This is a genomic window from Pseudomonas sp. Sample_21 (assembly GCF_004307525.1).
In the GTDB taxonomy this organism is placed as follows: domain Bacteria; phylum Pseudomonadota; class Gammaproteobacteria; order Pseudomonadales; family Pseudomonadaceae; genus Aquipseudomonas; species Aquipseudomonas atacamensis.
The window spans coordinates 26,977-35,951 of sequence record NZ_RCNZ01000111.1 but is presented as its reverse complement, the minus strand read 5'-3'; the positions used below and the strand labels follow the sequence as shown (position 1 = coordinate 35,951).

Here is an 8,975-nt window from a genome sequence, read left to right as displayed (position 1 = left end):
GCAACCTCGGCGGGATCATCATCATCGACTTCATCGACATGGAAGATGAAGAGCACCAGCGTCAGGTCCTGCGCACTTTGGAGAAACAGCTGGAGCGCGATCACGCCAAGACCAACATCATCGGCATCACCGAGCTGGGCCTGGTGCAGATGACCCGCAAGCGCACCCGCGAAAGCCTTGAGCAGGTGTTGTGCGAACCGTGCAGCAGTTGTCAGGGACGCGGCAAACTGAAGACCGCCGAAACCATCTGTTACGAGATCTTCCGTGAGATTCTGCGCGAGGCCCGGGCCTATCAGGCCGAGGGTTATCGGGTGCTGGCCAACCAGAAAGTAGTCGATCGTCTGCTCGATGAAGAGTCCGGTAACGTCGCCGAGCTTGAAGGCTTTATCGGCCGCACCATACGCTTCCAGGTGGAAACCATGTATTCCCAGGAACAATATGACGTGGTGCTGCTCTGAAGCCCTGCATCACCACTCATTCAACGCGGCTGGCCTCAGCTTTTCGCAGTATTTTTGCCATGGGAGCCAACTGACATGGAGCGTCTGACACGCATTCTGGCCGCACTCACCCGCTGGGGGCTGGGCCTGTGCGCGTTGGTTCTGGTGTTGATGGCGTTATACGTCAGCCTCGGCCGCGAGCTGACGCCACTGGTGGCGGAATACCGCGCCGACATCGAAGACAAGGCCAGCGCCGCCCTCGGCATGCCTTTGCAAATCGGTGAGCTGGAAGGCAACTGGAGCGGTTTCGCGCCGATCCTGCTGGCCCACGACGTGATGGTCGGCGACGGTGCCAACGCTCTGCGCCTCGACCGCGTGCGGGTGGTGCCGGATATGTGGGGCAGCGTGCTCGCCCGCGAAGTGCGCCTCGCGCATATCGAACTCAACGGTTTGAAGATCAGCCTCAAGGAAGCCGAAGACGGTACCTGGGCGCTGGAAGGTCTGCCGGTGCAGAAGGATCAGCCGTTCGATGCAGCGCAACTGTTCCAGCGCTCGCAGATGATCAAGCAACTGTCGGTGCTCGACAGCCAGGTGACCCTGCAACCGCTCGACCACGCGCCCATGACGCTCACCTATGTCGGTCTGAATCTGCGCACCGGCGCCAGCCGCCAGCGTGTCGACGCGCGTCTGACCTTGCCCGACGGCCAGCCTGTGGCGCTGAGCCTGCGCAGCCAGTTGCGTCCTGATCAGTGGCAGAACAGCGTCATCGAGGGTTATGCCAGCCTGCCGCAAAGCGACTGGTCGAAATGGCTGCCCGAGCGCCTGACCCAGCAATGGAATTTTTCCGAGATCAAGGCCGGCGGCGAACTCTGGGTCGATTGGGCCGAAGGCAGCCTGCAAAGCGCCGCGTTGCGCCTGAATGCGCCGCAAGTGACCGGTGCCTACGCCGAGCGCAAGCCGATCCAGATCAACAATCTGGCGCTCAACGCCTATTACCGCAACACCGCCGAGGGCGCGAAGGTCACTCTTGATTCACTGGCGATGAGCTTCGGCGACACCCGCTGGGAATCCCATGTGCAGGTGCAGCAGACTCGCGCCAGCGCCAAGGCTGAAGAGCTCTGGCATTTGCAGGCCGATCGCCTCGATCTGACCCCGATCACGCCGCTGCTCAATGCGCTGGGGCCGTTACCGCAAAGCTTCGCCACTGTGGTCGAGCGTTTGAAGGTAACCGGCGGTCTGCGTAATGTGCTGCTGGACTTCCGCCCGACCGCCACCGATGGCAGCAAATTCGGCTTTGCCGCCAACCTCGACAATGTCGGTTTCGATGCCTACCACGGCGCTCCAGCGGCGCGAAATGTCAGCGGCAGCCTCAGCGGCAATCTGGACGGCGGTGAGTTGCGCCTCGACAGCAAGGACTTCGTCCTGCACCTCGATCCGATTTTCGCCAAACCATGGCAATACCTGCAGGCCAATGCGCGGCTGACGTGGAAGCTCGACAAGGATGGCTTCACCCTGATTGCGCCGTACCTGAAGGTGCTGGGCGAGGAGGGCAAGATTGCCGGCGACTTCCTCATCCGCCTGCACTTCGACCATAGCCAGGAAGATTACATGGACCTGCGCGTCGGCCTGGTCGAAGGCGACGGTCGCTATACCGCGAAATACCTGCCGGCGGTGTTGAGCCCGGCGCTTGATGAGTGGCTGCGCACGGCGATCCTCAAAGGCGCGGTGGATCAGGGTTTCTTCCAGTATCAGGGCTCGCTGAGCAAGAATGCCGGCGAGGCTGATCGCAGCATCAGCCTGTTCTTCAAAGTGCATGACGCCGAACTGGCCTTTCAGCCGGGCTGGCCGCACGTGAGCAAGGTCAGCGGTGACGTGTTCATCGAGGACAGCGGCGTGCGCATCTGGGCCAGCAAGGGCCAGTTGCTCGATACGCAAGTCAGCGATGTCTTCGTCAATATTCCTCACGTACCGGCCGGGCAGAACTCGCATTTGTTTCTTGATGGCGCATTTGCCGGTGGCCTCGGCGATGGCTTGAAGATTCTCCAGGACGCGCCGATTGGCACTGGCGAGACCTTTGCCGGTTGGGAGGGCGCTGGTGATCTGAATGGCAAGCTCAAACTGGACATTCCGCTGGCCAAGGGCGAGCAACCGAAAATCCTCGTCGATTTCAAAACCGCCAACGCGCGGCTGAAACTGGCCGAACCGAAACTGGAACTGAGCCAGCTCAAGGGCGATTTCCGCTTCGACAGCAATAAAGGCCTCAGCGGCCAGAACATCTCTGCACGGGCCTTCGACAAACCGGTCACTGCGCAGATCTTCGCGGATGGCAGCCCCAACCAGATCAAGACCCGGGTTGCGGCGTCGGGGCAGGTCGAAGTGAAAAAGCTCACCGACTGGCTGGGCGTGAACCAGCCGCTGCCGGTGTCCGGGACGATTCCTTATCAGTTGCAGCTGAATCTTTCCGGGGCCGACAGCCAGTTGCTGGTCAGCTCCAGCCTCAAAGGCGTGGCGGTGGATCTGCCGGCGCCGTTCGGCATGACCGCCGATGTCGGGCGCGACACGGTATTCCGCATGACCTTGCAAGGCCAGGAGCGGCGGTACTGGGTCAATTACGATCAACTGGCCAATTTCACCTTTGCCGCGCCGCCGAGCAATTTCGCCGATGGCCGTGGCGAACTGTTTCTCGGCGCTGGCGAAGCGGTGTTGCCGGGCGCCAAGGGTCTGCGCATTCGTGGGGTGCTGTCAGAGCTGGACGTTGCGCCGTGGCAGGATCTGGCCAACAAATACGCCGGCGGGGATCCGGGCGGCAGCGCCAAGCAACTGCTCAGCAGCGCTGACATCAAAGTCGGCAAATTGACCGCGCTCGGCACCACGCTGGATCAGGCCTCGGTGCAGATCAATCGCAAGCCCGGCGCATGGAATCTCGCTCTCGATAGTCAGCAGGCCAAGGGCACGGCCAGCCTGCCGGACGCCAACGGCGTGCCGATTGCGGTGAATCTGCAATACGTGAAACTTCCGGCGCCGGACCCGGCGGTGCAGGCTGACGAGAACGCGCCGGATCCACTGGCGTCGGTCGATCCGACGAAAATTCCGGCGCTGGATATCACCCTCAATCAATTGTTCCTCGGCCCCGATCTGGTCGGTGGCTGGTCGCTGAAAGTGCGGCCGACCGCCAAGGGCATCGCCCTGAACAACCTCGACATGGGCCTCAAGGGCATCCTGCTGCAAGGCAACGGCGGCTGGGAAGGCGCGCCGGGGGCGACCAGCAGTTGGTACAAGGGCCGCATTGGCGGCAAGAATCTGGCCGACGTGCTCAAAGGCTGGGGCTTCGCGCCTAGCGTGACCAGCGAAGAATTCCATATGGACGTCGATGGACGTTGGCCGGGCTCGCCGGCGTGGTTGGCGACCAAGCGCTTCTCCGGCACCCTCGACGCCTCGCTGAACAAGGGCCAGTTCGTTGAAGTGGAAGGTGGTGCTCAGGCGCTGCGGGTGTTCGGCCTGCTCAACTTCAACTCGATCGGCCGGCGTCTGCGTCTGGACTTCTCCGACCTGTTCGGCAAAGGCCTGAGCTACGACCGGGTCAAAGGTTTGCTGGTGGCGACCAACGGTGTCTACGTTACCCGCGAGCCGATTCGCCTGACCGGGCCTTCGAGCAATCTTGAGCTGGACGGCACGCTGGATCTGGTCGGTGACAAGGTCGATGCGAAATTGCTGGTGACCTTGCCGGTGACCAACAACCTGCCGATCGCCGCGCTGCTTGTTGGCGCACCGGCGGTCGGCGGCGCGCTGTTCCTCATCGACAAGCTGATCGGCGACCGCGTGGCGCGCTTCGCCAGCGTCAAGTACACCGTCAAAGGCCCATGGAAAGAGCCGAAAATCACCTTCGACAAGCCTTTTTGAGCGGCCCGGCCTTGAAGCGATGGAGTAGCATGGCCAAATACCTCTATGGGAGTTCGCCATGTCTTTAGCGGTGATTCAAATGGTCAGCCAGAGTGACGTGCTGGCCAATCTGGCCCAAGCCCGACGCCTGCTTGAACAGGCAGCCGCCAGCGGGGCGAAACTCGCGGTGCTGCCGGAAAACTTCGCCGCCATGGGCCGTCGTGACGTCGCCGATATCGGCCGCGCCGAGGCCTTGGGCGAAGGGCCGATCCTGCCCTGGTTGAAACAGACGGCCCGCGACCTCACCTTATGGATAGTCGCCGGTACATTGCCGTTGCCACCGTTGGGTCAACCCACGGCCAAAGCCAATGCCTGCTCGTTGCTGATCAACGATAACGGTGAGATCGTCGCGCGCTATGACAAGCTGCATCTGTTCGATGTCGATGTCGCCGACAATCGCGGCCAATACCGTGAATCCGATGACTATGCTTATGGCGGTAATGTTGTGGTGGCGGATACGCCGGTGGGGCGCGTCGGTCTGAGCGTGTGTTACGACTTGCGTTTCCCGGAGCTGTACAGTGAATTGCGTGCCGCCGGTGCCGAGTTGATTACCGCACCGTCGGCCTTTACGGCCGTAACCGGCGCCGCGCATTGGGATGTACTGATCCGCGCGCGGGCCATCGAAACACAGTGTTATATCCTCGCGGCCGCACAGGGCGGCAGTCATCCGGGGCCACGCGAGACCTTCGGGCATGCGGCGATTGTCGACCCGTGGGGGCGTGTGCTGGCCCAGCAGGAACAAGGCGAGGCGGTGTTGCTGGCCGCCCGCGACAGTGATGAACAAGCGTCCATCCGGGCGCGCATGCCGGTGACGCGTCATCGGCGGTTTTTCTCGCAGGGCGCCCAGCGGCCTGCTTCAGAACACGAATTTAAGGCGTAAACCTATGAGCGAGTTGTTGTCCTCAGTCAGTGATCACCTGTTGGCACCCGGCGGTGTCACGATCGAGAGCCTGCAAGGCGTGCTCGGCGATCTGGCCGGGCCGGGCATCGATGCCGCCGACCTGTATTTCCAGGGCCAGATTTCCGAGTCATGGGCGCTGGAAGACGGCATCGTCAAGGAAGGCAGCTTCAACCTCGATCAGGGTGTCGGCGTGCGCGCGCAGTCCGGGGAGAAGACCGGTTTTGCCTACAGCAACGCGATCACCCTCGAGGCCCTAGGTGCAGCAGCCCGCGCCGCGCGTTCGATCTCCCGCGCCGGGCAGAACGGCACCGTGCAGGCATTCACCAGCCAGGATGTCGCGCAACTGTACGCGCCCGATAACCCGCTGGAAGTGCTCAGCCGCGCGGAAAAAGTCGAGTTGCTCAAACGCATCGACGTCGCCACCCGCGCACTCGACCCACGGATTCAGCAGGTCAGCGTGAGCATGGCCGGGGTCTGGGAGCGGATTCTGGTGGCCTCCACCGACGGTGGCCTGGCCGCTGATGTGCGCCCATTGGTGCGTTTCAACGTAAGCGTCATCGTTGAGCAGAATGGCCGTCGCGAACGCGGCGGGCACGGCGGCGGTGGGCGTACCGATTACCGCTACTTCCTCGCCGAAGACCGCGCCATGGGTTATGCCCGCGAAGCGCTGCGCCAGGCGCTGGTCAATCTGGAAGCGATTCCGGCGCCGGCCGGTACCTTGCCGGTGGTGCTGGGTTCCGGCTGGTCCGGCGTGCTGCTGCACGAAGCGGTCGGTCACGGTCTGGAAGGCGACTTCAACCGCAAGGGCAGCTCGGCCTACAGCGGGCGCATGGGCGAAATGGTTGCCTCCAAGTTATGCACCATCGTCGATGACGGCACCTTGAGCGGCCGTCGCGGTTCGCTGAGCGTCGATGACGAAGGCACGCCGACCGAGTGCACTACGCTGATCGAAAACGGCGTACTCAAGGGCTACATGCAAGACAAGCTCAACGCGCGGCTGATGGGCGTGGCCCGCACCGGTAACGGTCGTCGCGAATCCTATGCGCACCTGCCGATGCCACGCATGACCAACACCTACATGCTCGGTGGCGAAAGTGATCCGGCGGAAATCATCGCTTCGGTGAAGAAGGGCATCTACTGCGCCAACCTCGGCGGCGGTCAGGTCGATATCACCAGCGGCAAGTTCGTATTCTCCACCAGCGAGGCTTATCTGATCGAGGACGGCAAGATCACCGCACCGGTCAAAGGCGCGACATTGATCGGCAACGGTCCCGAGGCGATGAGCCGGGTGTCGATGGTCGGTAACGATCTGGCGCTGGACAGCGGTGTGGGTACGTGCGGCAAGGATGGGCAGTCGGTGCCGGTGGGTGTCGGCCAGCCAACGCTGAAAATCGATGCGATTACCGTGGGTGGCACGGGCGCATAAGAGAGGCGGGGCTTTCGGGTGGCGCGCAGGACGGCCACCCGGTGGCGATTATCAACGCAGGCCGCGTTGAGTCTCGTCCAGCTCCCGAATGTATTTGAAGATCTTGCGGCTCGAAGCAGGTGGTTTGTTTTGCGCAACCTCATGCTGGGCCTGACGGATCAGGGAACGCAATTGCTGGCGATCGGCGTCCGGGTATTCGATGACGAATTTCTCCAGCACGGCGTCATCGCCCGCGATAAGGCGGTCACGCCAGCGTTCCAGATTATGGAAACGCTCGTTGTACTGGCGAGTGGAGGCATCGAGTTGATCGAGCAGAGTCAGAATCGCGTCAGTGTCCTGGTCGCGCATCAGTTTGCCGATGAACTGCAAATGCCGTTTACGCGCGATGTTCGCGGTGTGCTTGGGCGCATCGGCCAATGCCCGGCGCAAAGCGTCGGTCAACGGCAGTTTGGCGACCAGATCAGGCTTGAGTGTGGTCAGGCGCTCGCCGAGGTCAACCAGCGCATGCAACTCGCGTTTGACCTGAGATTTGCTTTTTTCTCCCGTATCGAGGGAGTCGTCGTAAGAATCAACCATGGTGGCAGTCCGCAAAGAAACGCCGCCATGATAACCAGTCGGGGGCCGCTTGTCCGGCCCGGTCGCTCGATGACCCCAGCCGAAAGCAGAATTTGAGTGGAGATGAGCATGAGTGCAGTTCAAAGCGTCGGCCCGCAGGCATTGCCGGCACTGCAAGAACAGGTCGAGCAGATCATCGCCGAAGCCAAGCGCCAGGGCGCCAGCGCCTGTGAAGTCGCGGTGTCGCTGGAGCAAGGCCTGTCGACTTCGGTGCGTCAGCGCGAGGTCGAAACCGTTGAATTCAATCGTGATCAGGGTTTTGGCATCACCCTGTACGTCGGCCAGCGCAAAGGCTCGGCCAGCACCTCGGCCACCGGGCCGGAGGCGATTCGTGAAACCGTCGCTGCAGCACTCGCGATCGCCAAACACACCTCCGAGGACGAAGCCTCGGGTCTGGCCGATGCGGCGCTGATGGCCAGGGATGTGCAGGATTTCGACCTGTTCCACGAATGGGACATCACCCCGGAGCAGGCCATCGAGAAGGCTTTGCTCTGCGAGGCCGCGGCGTTCGATGCCGATGCGCGGATCAAGAACGCCGACGGCACCACCCTCAGCACCCATCAGGGCTGCCGGGTTTACGGCAACAGCCACGGTTTCATCGGCGGCTACGCGTCGACCCGGCACAGCCTGAGTTGCGTGATGATTGCTGAAGCCGACGGCCAGATGCAGCGCGATTACTGGTATGACGTCAATCGCCAGGGCAGTCTGCTCGCCGATCCGGTGAGCATCGGCCAGCGTGCCGCGCAACGGGCGGCGAGCCGTCTGGGCGCGCGGCCGGTGCCGACATGCGAGGTGCCGGTGCTGTTTTCCGCCGAACTGGCGGGTGGTCTGTTCGGCAGTTTCCTCTCGGCCGTGTCGGGCGGCAGCCTGTATCGCAAATCGTCGTTTCTCGAAGGCACCCTCGGGCAGAAGCTGTTCCCGGAATGGCTGACCATCGATGAGCGTCCGCATCTGATGCGTGCCATGGGCAGTGCTTCCTACGACGGTGATGGCCTGGCCACTTACGCGAAACCATTCGTCGAAAAGGGCGAGTTGGTCTCGTACATTCTCGGTACCTACTCCGGGCGCAAACTGGGCATGCCGAGCACCGCCAACGCGGGCGGCGTGCACAACCTGTTCGTCACCCATGGCGATGAAGATCAGGCAGCGCTGTTGAAGCGCATGGGCCGGGGATTGCTGGTCACCGAGTTGATGGGCCATGGCCTGAACATGGTCACCGGCGACTATTCGCGCGGTGCGGCAGGCTTCTGGGTGGAAAACGGCGAGATCCAGTTCGCCGTACAGGAAGTGACCATCGCCGGCAACATGCGCGACATGTTCAAGCAGATTGTCGCAGTGGGTAATGATCTGGAGCTGCGCAGCAACATCCGCACCGGCTCGGTGTTGATCGAGCGGATGACTGTCGCCGGCAGCTAAGCCGCGAATCCGCCAACAAAAAAAGGCGCGCCATCCGTTCTGGATGGCGCGCCTTTTTATTCGCTTCGCACAAATCCCCTGTGGGAGCGAGCCTGCTCGCGAAAACGATGGATCAGTTGTAAATGTGCTGACTGACACAGCGCATTCGCGAGCAGGCTAACTCCCACAAGTGAGCAGCGCAAACTCGAGTGCTTGTGTTGGTTATCATTATCATCTAATAATAAATCTCATCTCCGAACGA

At 62.0% G+C, this 8,975-nt stretch carries 6 protein-coding genes; 5 read left to right on the top strand and 1 reads right to left on the bottom strand.

The genetic code is table 11. The features are described from left to right. The 4 genes from D8U71_RS21285 to tldD form a co-directional block, all read left to right on the top strand. A partial coding sequence (locus D8U71_RS21285; RefSeq protein WP_177434932.1) for a ribonuclease E/G occupies positions 1–458 on the top strand: 458 nt, incomplete at its 5' end. Positions 459–533: 75 nt separating this feature from the next. After that, complete coding sequence (locus D8U71_RS21280) at positions 534–4,337, top strand: YhdP family protein (protein ID WP_130888603.1); 3,804 nt, start codon at positions 534–536, stop codon at positions 4,335–4,337. 58 nt (positions 4,338–4,395) lie between these two features. Next, complete coding sequence (locus D8U71_RS21275; protein WP_130888602.1) at positions 4,396–5,256, top strand: carbon-nitrogen hydrolase family protein; 861 nt, start codon at positions 4,396–4,398, stop codon at positions 5,254–5,256. Positions 5,257–5,260: 4 nt separating this feature from the next. After that, on the top strand, positions 5,261–6,703 hold the full coding sequence (gene tldD / locus D8U71_RS21270; protein ID WP_016771693.1) for a metalloprotease TldD: 1,443 nt from the start codon (positions 5,261–5,263) through the stop codon (positions 6,701–6,703). 51 nt (positions 6,704–6,754) lie between these two features. On the opposite strand, the gene yjgA is transcribed toward tldD, so the two are convergent. Then, positions 6,755–7,279, bottom strand: coding sequence for a ribosome biogenesis factor YjgA (gene yjgA, locus D8U71_RS21265; protein ID WP_016771692.1), 525 nt, complete (start codon positions 7,277–7,279; stop codon positions 6,755–6,757). Positions 7,280–7,381: 102 nt separating this feature from the next. Between yjgA and pmbA the strand changes: the two genes are divergently transcribed. After that, positions 7,382–8,734, top strand: a complete 1,353-nt coding sequence (gene pmbA / locus D8U71_RS21260; protein ID WP_172834015.1) for a metalloprotease PmbA — start codon at positions 7,382–7,384, stop codon at positions 8,732–8,734. Positions 8,735–8,975: the final 241 nt, after the last annotated feature.

Coding starts and splice junctions, on each gene's coding strand:
- tldD (WP_016771693.1), top strand. CDS start 5,261: ATGAGCGAGTTGTTGTCCTCAGTCAGTGATCACCTGTTGGCACCCGGC.
- yjgA (WP_016771692.1), bottom strand. CDS start 7,279: ATGGTTGATTCTTACGACGACTCCCTCGATACGGGAGAAAAAAGCAAA.
- D8U71_RS21280 (WP_130888603.1), top strand. CDS start 534: ATGGAGCGTCTGACACGCATTCTGGCCGCACTCACCCGCTGGGGGCTG.
- D8U71_RS21275 (WP_130888602.1), top strand. CDS start 4,396: ATGTCTTTAGCGGTGATTCAAATGGTCAGCCAGAGTGACGTGCTGGCC.
- pmbA (WP_172834015.1), top strand. CDS start 7,382: ATGAGCATGAGTGCAGTTCAAAGCGTCGGCCCGCAGGCATTGCCGGCA.